The 22,010-nt window shown below is 36.8% G+C and carries 22 protein-coding genes; 9 read left to right on the top strand and 13 right to left on the bottom strand.

The window, feature by feature from the left end:
• Positions 1–8: 8 nt before the first annotated feature.
• The 6 genes from DYR29_RS04520 to DYR29_RS04495 form a co-directional block, all read right to left on the bottom strand.
• Positions 9–1,019, bottom strand: coding sequence for a S41 family peptidase (locus DYR29_RS04520; protein ID WP_213279484.1), 1,011 nt, complete (start codon positions 1,017–1,019; stop codon positions 9–11).
• Between the two features lie 69 nt (positions 1,020–1,088).
• A complete protein-coding gene (locus tag DYR29_RS04515; protein ID WP_213279483.1) occupies positions 1,089–1,883 on the bottom strand; it encodes a helix-turn-helix domain-containing protein in 795 nt (264 codons plus the stop codon).
• Positions 1,884–1,955: 72 nt separating this feature from the next.
• Entirely contained in the window at positions 1,956–2,537 is a 582-nt protein-coding gene (locus DYR29_RS04510) for a nucleosidase (protein WP_213279482.1), read from the bottom strand.
• 114 nt (positions 2,538–2,651) lie between these two features.
• On the bottom strand, positions 2,652–3,353 hold the full coding sequence (locus DYR29_RS04505) for a DsbA family oxidoreductase (protein WP_213279481.1): 702 nt from the start codon (positions 3,351–3,353) through the stop codon (positions 2,652–2,654).
• 74 nt (positions 3,354–3,427) lie between these two features.
• The gene (locus DYR29_RS04500; protein WP_213279480.1) at positions 3,428–4,594 is read right to left on the bottom strand and encodes an MFS transporter; all 1,167 of its coding nucleotides are present in this window, start codon (positions 4,592–4,594) and stop codon (positions 3,428–3,430) included.
• The gene (locus tag DYR29_RS04495) at positions 4,594–5,532 is read right to left on the bottom strand and encodes an alpha/beta hydrolase (protein WP_213279479.1); all 939 of its coding nucleotides are present in this window, start codon (positions 5,530–5,532) and stop codon (positions 4,594–4,596) included. Before DYR29_RS04495 ends, DYR29_RS04500 begins: the two co-directional genes overlap by 1 nt.
• Before the next feature lie 159 nt (positions 5,533–5,691).
• On the opposite strand from DYR29_RS04495, the gene DYR29_RS04490 reads away from it, so the two are divergent.
• Positions 5,692–6,069: a winged helix-turn-helix transcriptional regulator gene (locus tag DYR29_RS04490; protein WP_047422974.1), complete on the top strand. Its 378-nt coding sequence runs from the start codon at positions 5,692–5,694 to the stop codon at positions 6,067–6,069.
• Between the two features lie 103 nt (positions 6,070–6,172).
• On the opposite strand, the gene DYR29_RS04485 is transcribed toward DYR29_RS04490, so the two are convergent.
• Positions 6,173–7,369, bottom strand: coding sequence for an MFS transporter (locus DYR29_RS04485; RefSeq protein ID WP_213279478.1), 1,197 nt, complete (start codon positions 7,367–7,369; stop codon positions 6,173–6,175).
• Positions 7,370–7,623: 254 nt separating this feature from the next.
• Between DYR29_RS04485 and DYR29_RS04480 the strand changes: the two genes are divergently transcribed.
• Positions 7,624–8,355, top strand: coding sequence for an MBL fold metallo-hydrolase (locus DYR29_RS04480; RefSeq protein WP_213279477.1), 732 nt, complete (start codon positions 7,624–7,626; stop codon positions 8,353–8,355).
• A gap of 14 nt (positions 8,356–8,369) precedes the next feature.
• Here DYR29_RS04480 and DYR29_RS04475 read toward each other — a convergent pair whose 3' ends face one another.
• Complete coding sequence (locus DYR29_RS04475; RefSeq protein WP_052186412.1) at positions 8,370–8,711, bottom strand: helix-turn-helix transcriptional regulator; 342 nt, start codon at positions 8,709–8,711, stop codon at positions 8,370–8,372.
• Between the two features lie 542 nt (positions 8,712–9,253).
• On the opposite strand from DYR29_RS04475, the gene DYR29_RS04470 reads away from it, so the two are divergent.
• Positions 9,254–9,847, top strand: coding sequence for a Crp/Fnr family transcriptional regulator (locus DYR29_RS04470; RefSeq protein WP_213279476.1), 594 nt, complete (start codon positions 9,254–9,256; stop codon positions 9,845–9,847).
• Between the two features lie 72 nt (positions 9,848–9,919).
• On the opposite strand, the gene DYR29_RS04465 is transcribed toward DYR29_RS04470, so the two are convergent.
• On the bottom strand, positions 9,920–10,546 hold the full coding sequence (locus DYR29_RS04465) for a chloramphenicol acetyltransferase (protein WP_213279475.1): 627 nt from the start codon (positions 10,544–10,546) through the stop codon (positions 9,920–9,922).
• A 145-nt stretch (positions 10,547–10,691) separates the two neighbouring features.
• Here DYR29_RS04465 and DYR29_RS04460 point away from each other — a divergent pair, with 145 nt between their 5' ends.
• A complete protein-coding gene (locus tag DYR29_RS04460) occupies positions 10,692–11,147 on the top strand; it encodes a PPC domain-containing DNA-binding protein (RefSeq protein ID WP_213279474.1) in 456 nt (151 codons plus the stop codon).
• Positions 11,148–11,300: 153 nt separating this feature from the next.
• On the opposite strand, the gene DYR29_RS04455 is transcribed toward DYR29_RS04460, so the two are convergent.
• The 3 genes from DYR29_RS04455 to DYR29_RS04445 are packed head-to-tail and all read right to left on the bottom strand — an operon-like array spanning position 11,301 to position 13,316.
• Positions 11,301–12,104, bottom strand: coding sequence for a helix-turn-helix domain-containing protein (locus tag DYR29_RS04455; protein ID WP_213279473.1), 804 nt, complete (start codon positions 12,102–12,104; stop codon positions 11,301–11,303).
• Positions 12,105–12,121: 17 nt separating this feature from the next.
• Positions 12,122–12,523 (bottom strand): GlcG/HbpS family heme-binding protein, encoded by a 402-nt coding sequence (locus tag DYR29_RS04450; RefSeq protein ID WP_213279472.1) that lies wholly within the window; start codon positions 12,521–12,523, stop codon positions 12,122–12,124.
• A gap of 4 nt (positions 12,524–12,527) precedes the next feature.
• Positions 12,528–13,316, bottom strand: a complete 789-nt coding sequence (locus DYR29_RS04445) for an SDR family oxidoreductase (RefSeq protein ID WP_213279471.1) — start codon at positions 13,314–13,316, stop codon at positions 12,528–12,530.
• A gap of 201 nt (positions 13,317–13,517) precedes the next feature.
• Here DYR29_RS04445 and DYR29_RS04440 point away from each other — a divergent pair, with 201 nt between their 5' ends.
• From DYR29_RS04440 to pdeM, 5 genes are all read left to right on the top strand, one after another.
• Positions 13,518–14,540 (top strand): ligase-associated DNA damage response exonuclease, encoded by a 1,023-nt coding sequence (locus DYR29_RS04440; protein ID WP_213279470.1) that lies wholly within the window; start codon positions 13,518–13,520, stop codon positions 14,538–14,540.
• Positions 14,537–16,117, top strand: a complete 1,581-nt coding sequence (locus tag DYR29_RS04435) for an ATP-dependent DNA ligase (protein WP_213279469.1) — start codon at positions 14,537–14,539, stop codon at positions 16,115–16,117. Before DYR29_RS04440 ends, DYR29_RS04435 begins: the two co-directional genes overlap by 4 nt.
• Positions 16,118–16,351: 234 nt before the next feature.
• A complete protein-coding gene (locus tag DYR29_RS04430) occupies positions 16,352–18,757 on the top strand; it encodes a ligase-associated DNA damage response DEXH box helicase (protein WP_425394630.1) in 2,406 nt (801 codons plus the stop codon).
• Between the two features lie 359 nt (positions 18,758–19,116).
• A complete protein-coding gene (locus DYR29_RS04425) occupies positions 19,117–19,719 on the top strand; it encodes a 2,3-bisphosphoglycerate-dependent phosphoglycerate mutase (RefSeq protein WP_213279467.1) in 603 nt (200 codons plus the stop codon).
• A 49-nt stretch (positions 19,720–19,768) separates the two neighbouring features.
• Positions 19,769–20,413 (top strand): ligase-associated DNA damage response endonuclease PdeM, encoded by a 645-nt coding sequence (gene pdeM / locus DYR29_RS04420; protein ID WP_213279466.1) that lies wholly within the window; start codon positions 19,769–19,771, stop codon positions 20,411–20,413.
• 245 nt (positions 20,414–20,658) lie between these two features.
• Here the strand turns inward: pdeM and DYR29_RS04415 are convergent, their stop codons facing one another.
• Positions 20,659–21,876 (bottom strand): MFS transporter, encoded by a 1,218-nt coding sequence (locus DYR29_RS04415; protein ID WP_052186409.1) that lies wholly within the window; start codon positions 21,874–21,876, stop codon positions 20,659–20,661.
• Positions 21,877–22,010: the final 134 nt, after the last annotated feature.

Raw genomic sequence — 22,010 nt, 5'->3', positions numbered from 1 at the left:
ACAGGTATTTATTGTTCTAATTTATAAATAAGATTTTTTATTTCAGGTAAGGTTAGTTCTGTTTTTGTTTCTGAAGCTATTATATTTTTTAAAATTTTGATGTGAGCCATCTTTAAAGCATCTTCGCTTTTCACTTCCTGATCGGGGATCACTCCTATATGTTCCCAGTTCTTTTGCGTGTTTAAAGCTGTTATTTTTCCTGCCGGAACAAGCAGTAAATATTGATTTTGAACCATAAAATGATCCACAGGATTGGCAGCACCCCCTGTTTTTTCACCAATTACTTCAGCAAGCTTATATTGCTGTAAAAAATAGGCTACAGCTTCTCCGGCCGAAAAAGTATTTTTGCTGGTAAGAATATAGATCTTTTTATGAAGATATTTCTGTCCGGAAACTTTGGGTTGGGTACTGTCTACAACCGTTTTCTGATTATGTCTGAAATACGTGGTATAAAGATCTTTTTTTTGATCAAAAAAATAGCTTAAAAATAAAAGAAGCATCCCGTTTTCTCCACCTCCGTTTTCTCTGAGATCAATAATCAGAGAATGGGTATTGGCAACAAAGTCCATGGTGGCAGCTAAAGTTTTTTCACTGGCTTCAGGAGAGGCAAAACCTTTATAATTGATATACCCAATATTTCCCGGAAGTCGCTGAACTGTTTCAAACCCGAAATTTTCAAGACTATTGTGTTCATTGTTCAATTTCTCTTTCTCTTTTTCACTCATCTGTTTTTCAGGCGTGTAGTTTTCGAGATATTTAACAAAAAAATGTTCGTCTTTAATAGTTGTTCTTAACTTTTGAGTAAGAAGATCCGCAAAATCTTTTTTATTGAGGTCTTTCAAAGTTCCTTTTTTTAAGTCACTTTGAAATAAAGAGTCCACTTTTTTATAAGTTTCTTTATCAATATAATGACTTTTTACTTTTTCTGTAATATCAGCAAGCACTACTGAAATATCATTTTTCTGGGCACTCGAATATAAGAAAGTGAAAAGGGAAATCCCAACATATAATTTTTTCATTGAAATAAGGATTTAATATTTCAACAAATGTATTTTAATGAGTTCTGTATGAATTGTAAAAATGGAAACTCAGATAAATAACCAGACATTATTCTGATCAGTATCTACATTCTCAAAGAATTTCCCGGGGCTTATCCTGGTGAGCTCTTTAAAATCTTTAATGAGATGGGACTGGTCATAAAACAGATGTTCATAGGAAAGTTCTGTAAGATTTCTGGATTTTTTATTTGAAATCAAGACATTACGAAATCGCTGTATTTTTCTGAATTCTGAGGCCGGTTTAGCCAGATACCGCTGAGATATTTTGTTGACATACTGTCTCGTGATTTTATTTTTTGCAGCAATTTCTTCGATACTCAATTCTGTTTCAAAATCATTCAATATTGTATAGGCCAGGTGTAAGTCCCTCTTCCGGAATTTGGAAAGACAATAGTTTTCCAGTATTTCAATTTGTATTTTCCTGTCAGACTCTTTTAAAACAGTGCCCATAATGTCTGTAAAGTCTGAAAGAAGGATTTCCTGTTCCAGATCTTCGCTTTTATCAGCATTAAAAAAATGATAAATACCCAATGGTTTAAAGTAAACGGTAACTTCATTAACCGATTGCCGATAAAAAATTTCAGTAGGAACAGAACATCTGAATACAAAATCAACCACAATATTTTCAGAAGAAGATCTGGTAATTTCTACCCATCCTTTATCCTGTGTAACAGCAACATCCTGACATGCTGATACAATGAAGTAATTGTCCGGAAATGTAAGATATTTTACAGGTTTCTGATGATCATCTTTTTCTATAAAATAATATCCTTCAATATAATCTTTCAAAACAGAATGCATCGGCTTATAAAAAGTAACTTTCATATGAGTGATGAGTTGAAAGTAAAAATACAAATAGAAAACAAAATCCTGAAACTTTGTTCAGGATTATATTGTTTATGAAAACAGTATTTTTTTAAAGGCTTCGGAAGCCAGATGTACCTGTACGCTCCAATCGTCTGCTGCGTCACTTCCTGCATCATCAGAAATATATTTCAGACATAAAAACTGAATATTTTCCTTTTGAGCAATCAATGCCAGTGGATAAGCTTCCATATCTACAATATTATAATCTGTCTCAGAGTGATTCATTTCAAAACTGTCACCGCTGCCACAGATTCCTTCTTTCAAGACATCCATCTTAAGGCCGTATTCCAATACCGGAGGTACTCCGGATAATGGTGTTTCATAGAGTTTAAATCCAAGCCCTCTTACGTCCATATCTCTCTGGATGAACTTTGTACAGCATACCACTTCTCCTTTGTGAAATGCCTTACTTCCTGCAGAACCTAAGTTCACAATCAGTTTAGGTTTTCTTGCGTGAATTTCTTTGGTTAATTCTATCGCTGCATTTACCTTTCCGATCCCTGTAATTAATTTATTTTTATCATCAAAAACAGTTCCTGCTTCGGAATCTAATGCAAAAACAAAAAGGGTATCGTCAATTGAATAGTGCGTTTCGTTGTTAATTTTTATCATTGAGAAATCAGATTTATACAGCTGTTGGTACTGCATGACAAAGATACAACAGGTTTTTTTAATATATTAAATTAAAACCCCAAAATAAATCAATTGTTTTGGGGTTTTATTATCTTAAATACTACATCCGTCAGTATCACAGGAAGCTCCGCTGCCACCGGAAAGATCCTTAAACGGACTTACAGTTTCTTTATAAGTCTGCTGAAGTGCATTTTCAAAAGTCTCTACAGGCTGAGCTCCGGAAACAGCATATTTACCGTTCAGGACGAAGAATGGAACTCCGGAAACGCCATTATTTCTTGCTTCAAGAATATCCTGGTTAACTTCATAATCCAGTTGATCAGTAGTAACGGCCTGCATTGCATCTTCTTTGTCAATCCCTAAGCTTTCAGCAAGAGCTGCCAAAACTTCTGTATCTCCTACATTTTTACCGTCAATAAAATGAGCGATAAATAATGCTTCTTCCATTTCATTGGATTTATTGTACTTTTTAGCCAAATGAAGTAATTTATGAGCACTAAAAGTATTGGTGATCAGAGTTTTTCCAAAATTAAAATCAATTCCTGCTCCTTTTCCCATTTGAGTTACCTGTCCAAGCATTTGAGTAGCCTGAGCTTCGCCGACTCCTTTCTTTTCTCTGAAATACTGAATGGTATCCTGAGTTTTATTGGGATCTAAAGTTGGATCCAGCTGAAAACTCTTCCACTCCACTTCTACTTCATCTTTGAAGGGCAGTTTGCTTAAAGCCTGTTCAAAATTATTTTTTCCAATATAGCAAAACGGACACATCACGTCCGACCAGATTTCTATTTTCATTGTATTTAATTTTAAATCAAATTAATAGTACAAAGTTACTACAATTTATCCAATGTAACAAAAATTGTTACAGTTTAATTCTGACAAATGGAAACAACTTGGCTTCGTTTTTCAACTCTGCTTTTTAAGATCATCATCAGAAATGCAAGAATCCCGAAAACAACACCTATCCAGGGAATATACGCTACTCCTTTTGTCACAATGATCCATCCTCCTATCGTAGTTCCCAGCGTTACTCCCAGATTTCCAAAAGATGTAGCCAGGCTGTTGGCAAACTCCAGTGAATCCGGTGCGGAAGAAATCATATAAGCTGATGCATTCAGAAAACTTGGTGAATACAGAAATCCCCAGACTCCGATTACCAGAATTGTTGCGAATAAATTTCCATCAGAAAAATATAAAAGTACAGGTATTAAAATGGTTCCGGAAAGAAAAATCGCCGTAGTACCCGCAATATTTTTGTTAAGCATTTTTCCGGCAACTCCATTGGCTGCAACTCCTATAAGTCCAAACAACAGCAGCATATAGCTTACCATTGATGTATCCATTCCTTTGGCTTTATTCAGATAATCAGCAAAGTAGCTGTAAGTAGAAAACCACGCAGTAATCATGAAAAAGTTAGTCAGAGTACTCAGAATAAATGGAGGCTGCTTCAGGATTCTTACCTGGTTTCCATAGGTTTTTTTTTCTTTCACAGGCATTGGAGGAAGAAGGAAGTAAATGACCGCTAAAGCAATCAGACTTACTGCAGTCTGTATCATAAATGAATATTCCCACGACCAAAGTCCCGCAATCCATGTGGCAAAAGGAACCGTTGTAACCATAGCAATGGCTACTCCATTAAATACAATTCCCATCAGCTCATTTTTTTTCCGGTCATCTGCCTGGGAAACTGCCACAGATAAAGCTGTTGCAATATACACAGGCTGTAAAAATGCCGGTAAAATCCTAACCAGCATCAACAGCCAGAAAGGAGGTGAAAATGAAGATACAAAACCTGTAATCAGAAACATGAAAATGGCTGCAAGCATTATTTTTTTACGATCAAATCCTGATGTAAATAAGGTCATAAAAGGGCCTGTAAGAGCAATAATCAATGCAAAAGCACTCAAAAGATACCCTGCCTTGTCTATACTTATTTTGTAATGTTCTGCAACCTGCGGGAGAATTCCGATAACGCCAAATTCTGTTGTAATAACGGCTATAAATCCCAGACATCCAATATATGCGTATTTTTTCATTATACTTTTTCTTCTACAGAATTTAAATTTCGGTGAGCAAAAACAGCCATTTCACCTATTGCAGACTGTACTTCTTCCAGAATTTCTCCCATATGCATAAATCCGTGGACCATATCTTTGTAAAGACTTGTTGTAAGTGTAACGCCTGCATTTTTCATATTTTCAGAAAGCTGTTTCCCATCATCAAGCAAAGGGTCATGCTCTGCAAGAATCACCAAAGTGGGTGGAGTTTCTTTAAAATCTTTTATTAAGACAGGAATTGCCAAAGGATTATCTTTTTCTTCTTTGGGAAGATACCAATCCCATGCTTCAATCCCGCCCTGCTTATTAAGAACCGGCCCGTTTTCATAAGTTTCCCACGACTTTGAATTGAGCTGATTATCGACTGCAGGATAAATTAATACCTGAAACTTAAGATGCTTTCCTATTTCAGTAGAAACAGCCGTAGCCAATGCTGCGCCAGCGCTATCTCCTATAATTCCTATTTTATCAGGATCAATTCCTAAAGATTCTGCATTTTCTATAACCCATTTTATACTGTCAAGAGAATCGTTTAAGCCTGCGGGAAAAGGATGTTCCGGAGCAAGACGGTAATCTACGAAAATAACCACAGATCCGGTTTTATTAGCCAGTTTACGGACTACAGCATCATGGGTTTCATATCCTCCAGCGATGAACCAGCCTCCATGAATATAAATAATAGCCGATGAATTCTGAATATCCTTTCCGTTAGGACGATAAATCCGAACAGAAATCTGATGATTTTCCTGTACAATCTCCAACTCTTCAATCATTGCAACGGATTCTTTTTTACCGCTAAGCTGAAAGGACATTGTTTCAAGATACTTACGGGCTCCGTCTAAGGAACTCTGCGGATTGAAAGGTTGTATTTTTTCTAAATGATTTAAAATCTGTGTTATTTTAGGTGTTAATTGCATTATTATTTTGATTTAAGTTACTATTATTTTGCAGGGAACGTGAGCGCTATTGTTCCTTACTGCCGCATATTTTCTGCTTTCTGTGTGTAAAATTAAATCTCAAACCTTACATTTGCATTGTATGCAGCTAAATGTATGGTACTAACAAATTTGTAAGTAATGGGAAAGCTAAAAGAAAATTCGACCAATAATATCAACAGACAATATATACAGGGATGTGATCTGAGTTATGCTGTATGCAAAATCGGAGGCCGGTGGAAACTGATTATTTTAAACAAGTTAAAAGATGAAAAATTACGTTTCAGCGAACTTAGAAACTCTATTTCAGGAATCACGGAAAGAATGCTTACGCTGCAGCTGAGAGAGTTGGAAAAAGAAAGCTTAGTAAAAAGAACTGTTCATGCAGAAGTTCCCCCAAGAGTAGATTATGAGCTTACTGATATTGCAAGAGAACTGATTCCTATATGGAAACAGCTTGATGAATGGGGAGGAAAACACAGAGAAATGATGCAGGCACAGGAAACAACCGAAGCGTAAGAGATTTTGCGGATTTTGAATCTGAATAAACTTGAAAATAGAAGGAGCGGGATTTTATCTTTGATAAAATCCCGCTCCTTAAGCGAATCCGAAATATAAAAATTTACATCTCTGCGTTTGCTCTATTTACTCTTTTTGAAAACAGAATATGAGCGATCAGGGCTAATACCCCAAATACCGTTCCTACAAAGCATACCCCAGTCCATTGAGCCTTTTGCCATGCAACGGAAGCCAGCCAGGTTCCCAGTGATCCCCCGATGAAATAAGATACCATATAAACGGTATTCAGCCTGTTGACTGCATTTGATTTGATCAGGAAATAATTGGTTTGGTTCATAATATGGCTTGACTGTACACCAAGATCAACAAGAATAACGCCTACAATCAGCCCCCAATAGGTTTCTCCGGCAAAATAAATAAAACCCCAGCTTCCAATAACGATCAGTAAAGAATACAATATAATGCGGTTAATATCCAGATACTTTTGAAGCTTTCCTACTTTTGCGGCGGCTAAAGCTCCTACAGCTCCTGCCAATCCAAAACTTCCTACAACAGATGATCCGGCATTAAAGGGAGGTTTCTCCATATGAAAAACCAAAGTTGTAAACAATGCACACATAGATCCAAATGCCATTGCCCCGCGGAAAGATGCCAGCTGAAGAACAGGTTGTGTTCTTGCCAGATGGGCAACAGAACGCATCAGCTCTTTGTAAGTTCCTTTGAAATTAGGAGAAAGCTCAGGAAGCATTTTATATACTGCCAGCCATACCAGGATCATCAATCCTGCCGCAATACCAAACATAGCTCTCCAGCCCCAGACTTCACCCACTATTCCTCCTACAAAACGGGAAAGAAGAATTCCCAGCAACAATCCGGACATTACCAATCCGATATTGGCCGATTTTTCTTTATCTGATGAAAGTTCTGCTGCAATAGGAACAAACAATTGCGGAATAACCGATGTAGCTCCAATCAGTAAACTGGCCGCATACAGCATCCACAGCTGAGTGGCAAAAGTCATCCATAAAAGAGATCCAAAAACGAGAAACAGGTCTATTAAAATCAGTTTCTTACGGAAAAACTTATCACCCAACGGAACAATCAGCAACAGTCCCAATGCATAACCGATCTGGGTAAGCACAGAAATTTTACTTGCCGCACTCTCAGAAACCTGAAGTTCTTCTGAAATAAGTGCCAGTAAAGGCTGATTATAATAATTGTTAGCGACTACCAGTCCGGAAATAACGGCCATAAGCCAGATAACAGTCCGGGAAATACCGTGGGAAGAACTCTCCTGCATTACGTATAAGTTTTTATTTGAATTGAAAGGTGTCTGACAGCGGATCATAATGAATCCGTCAGATTTTTAAGAGATCAAAGATAATCATTAAAAAAAGAAATTATTCGTCCCATGGCTTTACATTTCTATGAATACTATAAGATTCTCCGGTAAGTAGAATGATTTCAACACTCTGTCTGTATCATTGTTTTTATTGATGATATATATCGATGGAAAACCTTTTGGATGTTAGAAATATTAAGGAAATTTGCAGCATGAAAATCATTCCGCTCAAAGAAGGCAATTTCTCGGCAAGTAAAACCAAAGACTTCACTCTTTTAACAGAAGAAAATTTTGATAAGGTTGGTGGAATCAAAATGTCTGTACAGCCTTTTCTTATCATTACTGAAAATGATTATATCCTTTTGGATGCAGGAATTGGCTGGAAAAATGAGTCCGGAACAACTGTTATTTCAGAAATTTTGAAAAGAGAAAATATTCATCCTGATCAAATTACGAAGCTCTTGCTCTCCCATCTCCACAAAGATCATATTGAAGGTGCAGTAACCGTTACAGATAATGATTTTGAAGCCACTTTTCCGAATGCTCAGATTTATATCCAGAAACGTGAGCTTGATTTTGCGATGGAAAATAAAGGCAATCCTTCTTTTGATTTTACTATTCTGGAACAGCTGATTCAACTGCCTGATATTATATGGATGGATGGAGATCAGGGGCAGATTACAGATGAGATTTCCTATGAAGTAGTGGGCGGACACACTCCATTTATGCAGGTTTTTTGGATCAGGGAAAATGGAGAAACGGCTTTCTATGGGGCTGATGATCTTCCACAGGCCTCTTATCTGAAATATCATGTAGCCTATAAAAGTGATTTCGATGGCAGAAAAGCAATGGAACTACGCCTTAAATGGGAAAAAGAGGCAAAGGAAAACCGCTGGAAAGTTCTTCTTTATCACGATCTGGAAAGAGCCGTAATAGAAATTTAAATAAAAAAAATGGTTTAAATTTCATTAAACCATTTATAAATATCAAATTCAGAAGGAATGTTGAGTTTTTTTCTGATCCTGTTCTTTCTGTTTTGTATCGCCTTAGGGGTCACAAAAATACAGGTTGCAATTTCCTTCGTAGTCATATTGAGCTTAAGGTAAATACAAAAGATCAATTCAGAATTTTTAAGGGCTGGCTGTATAGCAGATAACTTTTTAAAAAAATCAGGATGAACCAGTCTGAATTTATTCAGCAGACGAGGGGAATTTGCCTTGGCTAAGGCCATAATTTCGTCTTGTACAAGAATTTTCTGGTTCAAATCCTCTAAGTTGGGTTCAGTTTTTCTATTTTTCATAATACTTTCTCATCTCTACTCATTTCAGATACCACATCTTTTGTGAATCTGTACAAAGTCTTTTTTTCTCTGCTCAATCTGTGTTTTGCTGATTTAATATCGGGAACAAAATAATTTTTATGTATTCAAAATTTTATTAGTTTTCATTAATATAATGCAATGATTCATAGCGTATGCTTGTATTTATTGAACGATTATGTTAAAAAAATCACACGTATGAATTTTATTTCATTTTTATACTGGCAAAGAAAGAAAAAATGATTAAAATTTTATAAAAACCGCGTACCACATAGATACCACGTTATATTTTAAGCAAAAATATCTTAACTGCTTTTATCAGCCAGTTTCCTTTTATTTATACCTTATTTTTTAGTGGGATGTAAATGTAACGGGTTATTGCCTTTACTTTTTATGATCTCAGTCAATGTTTTCCAGGTTAGATACTTATAAAAAAGTGAATATCTATGGTATATAAATGGTACCACATGATAAGAGAAATCAATAAAATCGGTGTTCCTTTATTTTATAAATAAATCATAACTATGATCACTGAAAGTTTATTAATTTCTTTTGGGGCGGAAACAAGAACTTATCAGGCAGGTGAAACAATCTTCCATGAAAAAGATTTTCCAGCTCATTATTACCAGATTGAAAAAGGGAAAATTAAACTCAATAATTATACGGAAGACGGGAAAGAATTTATTCAGAATATATTCTCGGATGGTCACAGCTTTGGTGAATCTCTGCTGTTTGTTGACCGGCCTTATCCCATGAATGCTGTAGCAATAGAAGATTCTGTCATTTATAAAATGTCAAAACAGAATTTTTTGGACCTGATCAAAAGTAATCCTGAAATTTCACTTAACATTTACGAATGTCTGGCTGAAAGAATGTACTATAAATACATCATGTTTTATAATCTTTCTTTCCAGAATCCGGTTGCCAAACTGAAATTGCTGATGGATTACCTGAAAAGTTATCATGAAGATAAGACACCTTATTCTTTTCAGATTCCTCTTACCCGCCAACAGCTGGCTTCACTCACCGGATTATGTGTAGAAACGGTTATACGCACCATAAAGCAGATGGAAAAAGACCAGATTGTGAAAATAGAAAAACGGAAGATTCATTATTAAAAAAAAACCGGACATATCCGGCTTTAATTATTGTTAAAAAATGTAATCATTTTCTTTAAACGCTACAATCCTCTACTGATCAAGCTGTCTCTGAAACTCTTCCATATATCTGGCAAGGTGAATACCATCAGCCAGTCCGTGATGGGCTTCAATAGAAACCGGAAGATATTTTCTGCCTTCGCGGATATTGAATCTTCCAAAAGCAATTTTAGGAACGGATTCTGTAGTATTAAAATCTGTAGGATGCAGTATAGCACTGAAAGAATTCCATGGAATGGTCGTATGTCTTACGTGGTCTTTTCCTAACCTTTCATTGCTTAATCTTAATCCTGAAGTCTGATGCACTCCTTTTATTTCCTCCTGAAGCGCTGCATTGAAGGTCTCAAAATCTTCTGAGAAAGGTGTAAATGAAAATCCGAAAGTACCATCCGGTCTTCCGATCGTACTGCCGGCATGTACGGTATCAAACTGTATTATCTGGCCGTCAATGATTCTTAGTTTTAATTCATCAATGGTATTGACCGCGACCATAGACTTGTGAAAATAATAGGCAAAAAAAGAATAGCCTTTTTCTTTTGCGGTATCATACGCTTTTGTACAGTCTACCTCCGTTGTAAATCCAAAATAAGGGCTTGCCATTTTAGAAAAAAATTCAAAATGTTCTTTCCTGTTCCAGTTCTCTATATCTACGATCTTCATTACTTCTTATTTGCTGCAAATTTCGGCATTTTTTACCGTTTTCAGGGACTTACTATTCAGAATTTTCATGACAAATAAGAGATTTTTTAAACTTAAGTTTGGCCAGAGCATAGTTATTGCATGTAGTATCTTAAATCTTAGTATTATGGAGGTTCAAAATTATAAAGGAAATAATTGGTCCGCAAGAAAAGCAGGTTCAATATATGTGGTTAGTCTTGATAATCATTCCAATATTGTAGAGACATTAACGGATTTTGTCCGGAATCAGAATATCCGGGCAGGAGAAGTCACAGGAATAGGTGCTGTAAGTGAAGCCACACTCCGCTTTTTCAATCCTGCAACCAAAAAGTATGTTGATAAAACCTTTACAGAACAGATGGAAGTCACCAACATCTCAGGAAATATCTCTGAAATAGAAGAAAAAATAACCCTTCATCTTCATATTACGTTAGGAAGAGAAGATTATACCGCTTTGGCCGGACATCTTTTAGAAGCGAAAATCCAGGGTGCCGCAGAATTTATTATATATCCGCTGGATACCAGAGTCGTAAAAATTAAGAATGAAGAGATAGGAATCAATCTTTATAATTTTGAAAAATAGGACTTTGAAGGTCGGCATCATCAGTGAACATCTGAATAAGGCTGAAAATATAATTCCTTAACAGAAAAGGAAACTACAAAGACACAAGATTTATTTCCTGTGTCTTTGTAGTTCCAATCCTTATACTATAAATGTGTTTTTTATTGATTTACATTAAACTTCCGTAGTCGTTACACCAAATTTCTTTTTAAAAGAAGAATAAAAATGGGATAAATTCTCAAAACCCAGATCAAGATAAATCTCTGAAGGTTTTTTATCCCTGTTTTTAATTAAATAATAGGCTTCTTTTAACCTTTTTTCTTTCAGCCATTGTTTCGGGGTCATCTGAAACGTCTTATTGAAATCCCTTTTAAAACCAGATAAACTACGACCTGTAAGCCTTGCAAAAGCATCCACCGATACATTGAACATAAAATTTTTGTTCATAAACTCTGCAAGGTCAATCTTATGAGGTTCAAAAAAATCGAAAAGAAGATTTTTAAGATCAGGATTACTAAGTAAAACCAGCTCTATGGCTTCTTTGACCTTTAACACAGCTAATTTTGGCGGGATCTCCTGTGTTTTATTGATGTAAGGAATAAGAGATGCAAAATAGCTCTTAAAAAAATCATTGGGCTCAAAAAACAACCGCTGATTCCCTGGAAAATTATTATTTACAGTGATTTTGTTTTCATTGGCATATTGTCTCAGCGTTTCATCATCAAGCGTAATTGAGATAAACTGATACTTTTCATGTGCTGAAGGATATTTAATAGTCCTGATCAGTTGATTTTTCCTGACCAGAACTACTGTATTTTCTTTGATCACAGTCTTTCCCTGCTCATGAAAAGCATGCGTTTCTCCGGAGATCTGAAATCCCAGAAAATAGTCCGGAATAAATTCTTCATGACCTCTGTAAGACTCGAAGGCACATGAGTAAACCAGTTTATCGAATATGATCTCAGAAGTGTTTTCCATCGTACAAATATCTGAAATTAACCAATAGCCTGAGCGCCTGCTTCTGCAATTTGTTTATCCTGCTCGGGAGTTCCGCCTGAAGAACCAATAGCGCCAATAATATCTCCCTCCGCATTCTTAAGGATAATACCGCCTGCAATAGTGAGAAGCCCCTCATTCGAATTCAGCATTCCATAACCGTGAATACCGGTTCCTGAGATAATTTCACCCATCAAATCACTGTTTACACCAAACATAACTGCTGTTTTTGCTTTTTTAATGGCAAAATCAATCACTCCGTAGACGCTGTCCAATCTTGCTAATGCGACAAGATGTCCTCCGGTATCTACTATAGCAATGCTTACAGAAATATTCATAGATAATGCTTGTTCCTTTGCTGCATGCAGTGCTTTTTCTGCGGTTTTATAATTCAGTTTCATAACATTAGCTTTTTGCGGTCCATGCATCTGCCTGAAGCTGTTTTACAAAATCCTCAGTCTCTTTTGGATGTACATTTCTAAAATGGCTCTCATCATCTAATGCTACATTCACAATTACCTCTGCCATAGACTGCGGATCCAGCTGATGAGCTAAAGATTCTGCGGCTCCGTCAAAAGCGGATTCCGGAGTGAAATTCACTTTCGGATCATACCAATGGAAAATAGAATCCACTCCTCTGTCATTAAATCCTGTTCCAAATACCCCTGGATTACAAGTCGCAATTTTGATGTTAAACGGAGCAAGCTCAGTTCTCAAACCTTCAGCAATAGATTCCAAAGCATGTTTTGAAGCACAATAAGCAGCTACATACGGAACCGTCCATAAACCACCCATTGAAGAGGTGAAAACAATTTTACCGCTTTTCTTTTCAACAAACTTTTTGATAAATCCCTGTGCAAGGTTCAACGCACCAAACACATTCACATCAAACATTGAACGGATAATATCTAACGGCTGTTCAGCAATCGGGCCACCTTCCATGATTCCGGCATTGCTGATTAAAACATCTATCTCATACTTTTTTAAGATATAATCAATATCTCTTTGGCTGGTTACATCCAGTTTATCTACCGTAAGGTCAATTCCCTGTTCATTAGCTTCGCGGATTAAATCACTCATCTGAGGATAGACCTGTGTCGTAGCAATTACTTTATGTCCTTTTTTTGCAAGATCAAAAGCAGCAATCTTTCCGAATCCACTTGCTGCACCTGTAATTAAAATTGTTTTACTCATTGTATTCTTTTTTAATGATGATACAAATTTCTAAGATTTCGGGAAGTTCAATATTGCTGCAGCGTTCAATTTTATATTGCTGAAAAGTTCAGATAATCCATTAAAAAGGAAGTCTTTCAGATATTTAATCCTTAAAAAATAAACTGTTTATTGTAAATTGGTTAAGTTTTTGAAGCTTATTCTATAAAACCAGTCACACCATTGAAATTAATCACATTTACAAAAAAAGGAATTTACTGTCCACAGGGTAAATTTTATATAGATCCATGGAGACCTGTAGATATGGCGGTTATTACCCATGGCCACGCTGATCATGCCCGTTGGGGAATGAAAAAATATCTTTGTCATCATTTCACAAAACCTATTCTGTATCAAAGAATCGGAATGGATATCGAGTGCCAGAGTGTAGAATATGGAGAAGTTATCAACATCAATGGGGTAAAGCTCTCTCTACATCCTGCCGGACATATTATTGGTTCTGCACAGATCAGACTTGAATATAAAGGATATGTGGTTGTCATTTCAGGGGATTACAAAGTTCAGGATGATGGATTGAGCACTCCTTTCGAACTGGTAAAATGCAATGAATTTGTTACAGAAAGTACTTTCGGCCTGCCTATTTACAATTGGCTTGAAGTTCCGGATTTAAATAAAAAATTACAAAACTGGGTGCTGAAGAATAAGGAAAATAATAAAACATCCGTGTTTATCGGGTATTCTTTAGGAAAAGCGCAACGTATTATGAAGGCGGTGGAAGATCTGGGAAAAATATACGTCCACTATTCCATCGGAAAACTGAATGAAGCTTTTGAAACAGTAGGAATCGACCTGCCGGACTATGCGATTGCAGATTTCAGGGAACGTCCGAAAGAAATGGAACATGAAATTGTAATTGTTCCTTCCGCTTTACTTGACAGTAATATCATTAAAAAAATTCCAGATCCGGCTACAGCAATATGCTCCGGCTGGATGCAGGTTCGCGGTGCCAGAAGATGGCGGAGTGCAGATGCAGGCTTTGCCATGAGTGACCATGCAGACTGGAAAGGTTTATTGCAGACCGTAAAAGCCACAGAAGCTGAACTTGTACACGTTACACACGGACAAACCGAAGTTTTTTCAAAATATTTGAATGAAATCGGAGTCAAAGCAGATGTGGTGGAAACCTTATTTGGAGAAGACGAAGAAGAATCTGAAAAAGAAACCTTTGAAACCCCGGAATCATGAGACATTTTGCAGACCTTATCAACGCTTTGGAAACCACCAATAAGACCAATGCTAAAATAGATGCCATCATCGATTATCTGGAACGTGCTCCTGATGAAGATAAAGTATGGTTTATCGCCTTGTTTACAGGAAAAAGGCCCAAGAGAAATGTCAATACCAATTACATGAAAGAATGGGCACTGGAAATCACAAAACTTCCTTACTGGCTGTTTCAAGAATCGTATTCTTCCGTAGGAGATCTCGGGGAAACATTATCGCTGATTCTTCCACCTCCTGAGGAAAATATAGAGCGTACCTTATCAGAATGGATGAATGATATTGTCGGTTTAAAAGGAAAAACAGATACAGAAAAAAAAGAATTTGTACTGCAATCATGGAATGGTCTGGATTATACTGAACGATTGATTTTCAATAAATTAATTGGCGGAAGTTTCAGAATCGGAGTGTCAGATAAAACACTAATCAATGCTCTGACAAAGTTTTCCGGCCAGGAATCAAGTGCTTTGATGCATAGCTTAATGGGAAAATGGCTGCCGGATGAAGTGTCTTTTAAAGAACTTATTGATGCAGAAAATGTGAATCCTGACAATTCAAAGCCTTATCCCTTCTGCCTTGCTTATCCTTTGGAAAAAGAAACTGAAGAACTGGGAAATCCTGATGAATGGCTGGTAGAATATAAATGGGACGGAATACGCGGACAAATCATCCGGAGAAATGATGAAGTTTTCATCTGGTCCAGAGGAGAAGAGCTCATCACAGAACAATTTCCGGAGATCACGGAAGTAGTAAAAGCCATGAAAGGCAATTTTGTGATAGATGGAGAAATACTTGCGGTAAAAGACGATAAAGTATTAAATTTTAATGAATTACAAAAAAGATTAAACAGGAAAACTTTAACTAAAAAAATGCTGTCGGAAATTCCGATAGAAGTCTTTGCCTATGATTTACTAGAGCTTGAAAATAATGATCTGAGAGAAAAACCCATCTCCGCAAGAAGAGCTTTGCTGGAAGAATTGTTATTAAATGAAAATCCTGGAAACATCAAAATTTCTAAAAGTCTTGACTTTAAAAAATGGGAAGAACTGGATTCGCTTCGTGAAAATTCAAGAGAAGTAAACAGCGAAGGATTGATGTTAAAACAGAAAAACTCACCTTATCATTCCGGCCGGAAAAAAGGTGACTGGTGGAAATGGAAAATTAATCCTTTAACCATTGATGCAGTGCTTATTTATGCTCAGAAAGGAAGCGGCAGGCGAAGCGCTTACTATACGGATTATACTTTTGCTGTAAAAAACGGTGATGCTCTGGTTACCATTGCTAAAGCATATTCCGGGCTCACAGATAAAGAAATCATGGAAGTAAGTCGGTTTGTTACCAAAAATGCCATTGAGAAATTCGGACCTGTGAGAACCGTAAAAGCAGAACTGGTCTTTGAAATTGCTTTTGAAGGAATAGGTTTCAGTAATCGTCATAAAAGCGGTGTTGCTCTCCGGTTTCCGAGGATTGTACGATGGCGGAAAGATAAAACCGTAGATGAAATTGATAATTTGGAAGAGATAAAAAAATTAATACAATAATAACGCAATGACGCAAGGTTCTTTAACTTATTAATAATATTTCGTTCGCAAAGGCACTTCATTCAGCTATGTCGAGATACTGACTTTGCTGAGTGAAACGTCTTTGCGAGCGAAAAAGTAAACAATATCACATAAGACCTTAGCGCTCTCAGTGTTAAAAATTTAAAGTAAATAAATACAGTAAAATTGGCAGCTTTTGAACATAGCGACGGGTTAAAGATCATTCAACAATGGATGACCGATAAAGGTATTGCTCCTTTTAAATTCCAGCTGGAAACCTGGAAGAAATTTGGAAACGGCTATAGCGGAATGGTAGTCGCTCCTACTGGTTTCGGAAAGACTTTTTCCGTTTTTTTAGCTTTGGTTTCAGACTTTCTGAATGATCCTGAACAATACAAGAAGGGCTTGAAAATGATCTGGATTACTCCATTGAGGTCATTATCCAAAGATATTGCAAAAGCGATGCAGGAAGCTATTGATGAAATAGGACTTGATTGGGCTGTAGGCGTAAGAAACGGAGATACTGATCCGAAAGTAAGACAGCAGCAGGCCAAGAAAATGCCTGAAATTCTTGTTGTAACCCCCGAAAGTCTTCATTTGCTTCTCGCCCAGAAAAATAATGACCGTTTTTTCACAGACATGAAATGTGTGGCTGTGGATGAATGGCATGAATTATTAGGTTCAAAACGCGGGGTCATGGTGGAACTCGCCATTTCCCAACTAAGAAAATATATTCCGAAGATAAAAATCTGGGGAATTACAGCAACCATCGGAAATCTGGATGAAGCCATGGAAGTTCTTATTCCTTATGACACTAAAAAGACACAAATTACCGCCAAAGAGCAGAAAAGGATAGATATTCTCCCGGTTTTCCCGGATGAAATTGAAATATTACCATGGGCAGGACATCTTGGAAACAAGCTTGCTGATAAAGTTGTTCCGATTATTCTGGAATCAAAATCCACCATTGTATTTACCAATACCAGAAGCCAGAGTGAAATGTGGTATCAGCTTTTGCTGGACGCCCATCCTGACTTTGCAGGCCAGATCGCCATTCATCACAGTTCCATTGATGCCCATTTGAGAATCTGGATTGAAGAAAATCTAAGTTCCGGTAAATTAAAAGCAGTCGTTTCCACCTCATCACTGGATCTTGGGATTGATTTTAAACCTGTAGATACCGTTATTCAGGTAGGATCTGCCAAAGGTGTTGCTCGTTTTCTGCAACGGGCAGGACGCAGCGGACACTCCCCTTTTGAAACCTCCAGAATCTATTGTGTTCCCACCCATTCTTTGGAACTCATTGAAGTTTCTGCTTTAAAAGAAGCCGTAAAACAGAAAGTCGTTGAGCCCAGAGAACCACAGGTCTTATGCTTTGATGTTCTGGTTCAGTTTCTGATGACACTGGCTGTTGGCGATGGTTTTTATCCTGATGAACTCTACGAAAGAATCAAAAAAGTATATGCCTTTCAGGAAATGCTCGATGAAGAATGGAAAAGTATTCTTGAATTTCTTACCATTGGCGGCAGTGTTTTAAAGAACTATGAAGAGTTTCATAAGGTTGTCATTATGGAAGATGGTCTTTACAAGGTGACTTCAAGAAAGATTGCCATGCTCCACAGAATGAATATGGGCGTGATTGTAAGTGATGCCATGCTGAAAGTAAAATTTATTTCCGGAGGTTATATCGGAATGATTGAAGAATATTTTATTTCAAAACTGAAAAAAGAAGAAAAATTTATTCTGGCCGGGCGCACGCTGGAGGTCGCAATGATCAAAGATATGACCGTTTATGTACGAGCAGCCAAAGGAAGAGCTCTTGTTCCGAGTTATCTCGGCGGAAGACTGCCTCTTAGTACCAATCTGGGACATTTTTTAAGAGAAAAACTATCCCATGCTTTAAATCCGAAGGCTTCAGAAAAAGAACTGAAGTTTTTACATCCATTGCTCGTCAATCAGGAGAAGAACTCTCATATTCCCAAAGAAGGGGAATTTCTGGTGGAAATGATTAAGAACCGTGAAGGATATCATTTGTTTATGTACCCTTTTGAAGGTCGACTGGTGCATGAGGTAATGGCTGCTCTGATTGCCTATCGTATTTCAAAACTGGCCCCTATTTCATTTTCGATGGCAATGAATGATTACGGATTTGAACTGTTCAGCGATAAAGAAATCCCTTTAAATGAAGAGAATCTGCAGCAGATTTTAACCAGAGACAATCTGATGAACGATGTGATTGCAAGTATCAATTCTGCTGAAATGGCGAGAAGAAAATTCAGAGATATTGCCGTAATTTCAGGAATGGTGATTCAAAATTATGCAGGACAGCAACGCTCTAATAAATCATTGCAGAGTTCGGCCGGGCTTATTTTTAAAGTACTGGAAGACTATGATTCCAATCATTTTTTAATAAAACAGGCCTATACGGAAGTCTTTAATATGCAGCTTCAGGAGCAGCGACTTGTAGAAGCTTTTAAAAGGATTGAAAAGTCTGAAATTATTCTAAAACACTCCCGTTCCTTTACTCCGTTAAGTTTTCCGATCAAAGTAGACAGTCTGAGACAAACACTTTCCAGTGAAGGACTTGATACAAGAATTAAAAGAATGCTGAAGCTATCCAATATAAGTGATCTTTTATAATCAATTAATGTGTTTTCTATAAGAACAGATATGCCGATGAATATTGGTTTATCGCAAAGACGTAAAAAATTGATCATAAACGTTTAAAGCGCAAAGATTTTATCTCCGATAAAATCTAGTCACGTTAATCTTGCTGAAAATCTAATATTGAGCGAAGTCGAAATGTTCCTGCGCCTTAAATAAAAATAGATAATATAAAATTTGCGCCTTTGCGAGATTCTAAAATTTATAAAATCAATAAAAAACCTATCGTTTTAATCTTATTCTTAGCCTAATATTCTGATTGAATTTTCTTGATAAATTTAAATAATCACCGTAACTTAGAGTATACCTTAGAAGTGGTAAATAAAATTTAAATAATGGAAAAATTGTTCTTGGTCCGTCACGGACAGTCACTTTGGAATCTGGAAAACAGATTTACAGGGTGGAAAGATATTGATATAACCGAAGCCGGTATTGAAGAAGCAAAAAAGGCGGGGCTGGCTTTAAAAGGAGAAAGAATAGATATTGCATTCACCTCGGCGCTCATCAGGGCACAGCATACTCTATCCATCATTCTGAATGAAATAGGAAATCCTGATATACCGATCATTAAGGATAAAGCATTAAATGAACGTTCTTACGGAAATCTGGAAGGATTAAACAAAGCTGAAACGGCTCTGAAATATGGTGATGAGCAGGTTCATACCTGGCGGAGATCCTATGATGTGGTCCCTCCCGGAGGGGAAAGTCTTAAAGACACCTACAACAGAGTAATTCCTTATTTTGAAAGCCAGATTAGACCCTTATTAAAAAGAGGCGAAAATGTATTGATTGTCGCTCATGGAAACAGCCTTCGTGCACTGATCATGTATCTTGAACATCTGTCTCCTGAAGAAATTCTAGAAAGAGAAATCGTTACAGGCTTTCCTCTGACCTATGTTTTTGATGAAAAATTTCATGTAAGCCGTAAGGTAGGCTGATTCAATTAATATAATGTAACGTTAAACATTAAATTTTCAATTATAAAGCGTGTTTATAGCAACCAAAAGCATTTCTGTACAAGATCAAACTTTCATTCTGAGCAATCAGCGTGCATTATTCTGGGAAAGAGAAAAAGCCCTTATCCTTTCTGATCTTCATATCGGAAAAACAGCTCATTTCCGCAAAAATGGTATTGCACTGGCAAACCATATTATGAAAAGTGATCTGGAAAGATTATCGGCATTGATTGAATTTTTTCAGCCTGAAAAATTTATTGTAGTTGGAGATTTACTCCACGCAGGAGACAATTCTGATGTGGATGAGTTCTGTACATGGAAAAACCAATATACGGACATACAGTTTTATCTTATTGAAGGAAATCATGACCGGATTTCAGAAGTGTTGGAAAAAAAATTATGTTTTCAACACAAATCTGAGTGGCTGGAAATAGATGGAATTACTTTTATTCACGATTTTGATAAGGCTAAACCTGAATTCCAGATTACCGGACATATTCATCCCGGAATTGTGTTGAATTCTGCTGTAAAAAACATCAGGCTTCCCTGCTTTGCTCTCAGCAGTAATCAGTTATTGCTTCCTGCTTTCAGTGAGTTTACAGGACTGGATACTAAAAATCTGCCTAAGAACAGTACATTTTTTGTATTTACAGATGCGGAGATTTATGAAATTTGATGGTAAGAATCTCTTGTTACTATTCATATTTAAAATAATTTGACAGTCTGGTTTATTTAACCTTTTCAAGGTTTAAAACCAGGTTAAATAACAAAAATAAAGGCAGATAAAAACCTGCCTTTATAACACCATCCACTTCATGTCATCAATCTGTTGATGACTTCTTCATTTACTTAAATCTAACATATGATGTTTACTTTTTGCGTTAAGCACATGTTATGAAAATCAATATTATTTGTTTGCGTTTATTTTGTCTTGCTTAAACGGATACTGTATAGAGTAATCAAGACCGTCACCACCAAAAATAAAGCTCCGATCCATGGTGTACTCGCCAATCCCAGAGAGGATGTCACAATCATTCCTCCCACATAAGATCCGATTGCAATCCCCATATTAAATGCCGCAATATTAATCCCGGAAGCCACATCTTCAGTCCCCGGAAGTTCTTTTTCTGCAATCTGTACCACTAATAACTGAAGCCCGGGAACAGAAGCAAATGACAAAGCTCCTAAAAAGAAAAGTGTAATAATACTTAACACCGGACTGCTTACAGTAAAATAAAAAGCAAGCAATACCAATCCCTGCGCAGCAAACATCCATAGAAGTGCTTTCAAAGGGTTTTTATTCGCAACTTTTCCTCCAATCAAATTACCCAGCGCAATGGCAATTCCATAAATCAAAAGGATAAAAGTGACGGTAGACTCCTGGAATCCGGTAATTTTCTGTAAAATAGGTGACAGATAAGTAAACACTACAAATGTTCCCCCATATCCCATGGCTGTCATTAAAAAAGCAAAAATAAGACGTTTGTTTCCCAATACTTTAAACTGACTTTTTAAAGAAGCTGTTTTTCCGTTTTTCAACGTGTTGGGAACCAATAATAAACTGGCTGCCAAACCTATGATACCAAGAATTGAAACCCCTATGAAAGTCGCTCTCCATCCGAAATGCTGTCCTATAAAAGTTCCTAACGGCACTCCGGTTACAATCGCCAGGGTAAGTCCGGCAAACATAATAGATATTGCTGTAGCTCTTTTTTCCTCAGGAACCAATGAAGCTGCAATGGTAGAACCGATGGAAAAATAAACCCCGTGAGCAAATCCTGTAAGAATTCTGGCCAAAACTAAAGTGATAAAACCCGGAGCAATGGATGCCAGACCATTTCCGATAACAAACAACAGCATGATAGAAACCAAAAGTGTCTTACGTGGAATTTTCCCCGTTAATGCCGTTAATATCGGAGCTCCAATAGCGACTCCTATCGCATAAAGACTTACCAATAGCCCTGCGGAAGGAATCGTGATCCCTAAATCAGAAGCTACTGTTGGAAGAAGACCTACAATGACGAATTCTGTAGTTCCTATTCCGAAGGCACTTATCGTTAATGCCCATAGTGCTGCAGGAAGACCTTTTTTAGCAGTCTGTGTTGCAGTATTGATCTGTATTTCTTTTTGATAATTCATTGTCTTGTATTTTGTTGATATTGACAAGGCAAATTTCCGACGAATAATTGTATTATAAAAATTATTTAAATTGTATCAATATATCAGAATAATGATAGTTTTATTTTCGATTTAAAATTTGTTCCTTTGTACAA

Origin of the sequence: Chryseobacterium indologenes, assembly GCF_018362995.1 — a bacterium.
Taxonomy (GTDB): domain Bacteria; phylum Bacteroidota; class Bacteroidia; order Flavobacteriales; family Weeksellaceae; genus Chryseobacterium; species Chryseobacterium indologenes_G.
Note: the sequence above shows the minus strand (reverse complement) of the source record. Positions and strands in the feature narration are given on the sequence as shown.

Bases quoted from the DNA above. Each gene is read 5' to 3' on its own strand.
- DYR29_RS04520 (WP_213279484.1), bottom strand. From the start codon at position 1,019: ATGAAAAAATTATATGTTGGGATTTCCCTTTTCACTTTCTTATATTCG.
- DYR29_RS04515 (WP_213279483.1), bottom strand. From the start codon at position 1,883: ATGAAAGTTACTTTTTATAAGCCGATGCATTCTGTTTTGAAAGATTAT.
- DYR29_RS04510 (WP_213279482.1), bottom strand. From the start codon at position 2,537: ATGATAAAAATTAACAACGAAACGCACTATTCAATTGACGATACCCTT.
- DYR29_RS04505 (WP_213279481.1), bottom strand. From the start codon at position 3,353: ATGAAAATAGAAATCTGGTCGGACGTGATGTGTCCGTTTTGCTATATT.
- DYR29_RS04500 (WP_213279480.1), bottom strand. From the start codon at position 4,594: ATGAAAAAATACGCATATATTGGATGTCTGGGATTTATAGCCGTTATT.
- DYR29_RS04495 (WP_213279479.1), bottom strand. From the start codon at position 5,532: ATGCAATTAACACCTAAAATAACACAGATTTTAAATCATTTAGAAAAA.
- DYR29_RS04490 (WP_047422974.1), top strand. From the start codon at position 5,692: ATGGGAAAGCTAAAAGAAAATTCGACCAATAATATCAACAGACAATAT.
- DYR29_RS04485 (WP_213279478.1), bottom strand. From the start codon at position 7,369: ATGCAGGAGAGTTCTTCCCACGGTATTTCCCGGACTGTTATCTGGCTT.
- DYR29_RS04480 (WP_213279477.1), top strand. From the start codon at position 7,624: ATGAAAATCATTCCGCTCAAAGAAGGCAATTTCTCGGCAAGTAAAACC.
- DYR29_RS04475 (WP_052186412.1), bottom strand. From the start codon at position 8,711: ATGAAAAATAGAAAAACTGAACCCAACTTAGAGGATTTGAACCAGAAA.
- DYR29_RS04470 (WP_213279476.1), top strand. From the start codon at position 9,254: ATGATCACTGAAAGTTTATTAATTTCTTTTGGGGCGGAAACAAGAACT.
- DYR29_RS04465 (WP_213279475.1), bottom strand. From the start codon at position 10,546: ATGAAGATCGTAGATATAGAGAACTGGAACAGGAAAGAACATTTTGAA.
- DYR29_RS04460 (WP_213279474.1), top strand. From the start codon at position 10,692: ATGGAGGTTCAAAATTATAAAGGAAATAATTGGTCCGCAAGAAAAGCA.
- DYR29_RS04455 (WP_213279473.1), bottom strand. From the start codon at position 12,104: ATGGAAAACACTTCTGAGATCATATTCGATAAACTGGTTTACTCATGT.
- DYR29_RS04450 (WP_213279472.1), bottom strand. From the start codon at position 12,523: ATGAAACTGAATTATAAAACCGCAGAAAAAGCACTGCATGCAGCAAAG.
- DYR29_RS04445 (WP_213279471.1), bottom strand. From the start codon at position 13,316: ATGAGTAAAACAATTTTAATTACAGGTGCAGCAAGTGGATTCGGAAAG.
- DYR29_RS04435 (WP_213279469.1), top strand. From the start codon at position 14,537: ATGAGACATTTTGCAGACCTTATCAACGCTTTGGAAACCACCAATAAG.
- DYR29_RS04430 (WP_425394630.1), top strand. From the start codon at position 16,352: ATGACCGATAAAGGTATTGCTCCTTTTAAATTCCAGCTGGAAACCTGG.
- DYR29_RS04425 (WP_213279467.1), top strand. From the start codon at position 19,117: ATGGAAAAATTGTTCTTGGTCCGTCACGGACAGTCACTTTGGAATCTG.
- DYR29_RS04415 (WP_052186409.1), bottom strand. From the start codon at position 21,876: ATGAATTATCAAAAAGAAATACAGATCAATACTGCAACACAGACTGCT.